This is a genomic window from Bartonella vinsonii subsp. berkhoffii ATCC 51672 (assembly GCF_902825225.1).
GTDB lineage: Bacteria > Pseudomonadota > Alphaproteobacteria > Rhizobiales > Rhizobiaceae > Bartonella > Bartonella berkhoffii.
This window is the reverse complement of sequence record NZ_CADEAK010000124.1, coordinates 1-488: the sequence shown is the minus strand read 5'-3', so window position 1 is coordinate 488 and position 488 is coordinate 1. Positions and strand designations below refer to the sequence as shown.

Below are 488 nucleotides of genomic sequence, written 5' to 3'. Positions count from 1 at the left end.
GCCCTTATTTTTTTGGTCATTAGTGGACCACAGGGTATTTCAACACAATATCTGAATGAGCAGGTAGAGCAAATTGAAGCGAGTTTACAACCGTTACACGATTCTGGAGAAATTGCTAATAGTTATTCTATTGCGGGCATTGGCGGTTCGTCCAATACTGCTTTTTTGGTTTTGTTGCTTTCATCTTGGGATAAGCGTTTGCGTAGTCAGCAAGAAATCGTGAAAGATGTTAATGCAAAGGTTAGACAATTGCCCGCAGTTTTTGTGTTTGCAGTGCAAGGAAATTCTTTAGGTGTGAGAGGAACTGGCCAAGGGTTACAATTTGCAATTCTTGGGAATGATTATACAAAATTACAGCCAATCGCTAATAAGCTTGGTACTGCTTTACAAGCTAATCCATATTTTATTCATCCACGGCTTACTGTTGAGGCAACACAACCACAATTTTTTATTGATATTAATCGAGAAAAAGCTTCTGATTTGGGAAT

At 38.5% G+C, this 488-nt stretch carries 1 protein-coding gene; it reads left to right on the top strand.

All coding sequences use genetic code 11. The features are described from left to right. Positions 1-488: efflux RND transporter permease subunit (locus tag J7R10_RS08560; protein WP_208436466.1), on the top strand; the 488-nt coding region annotated here is incomplete at both ends.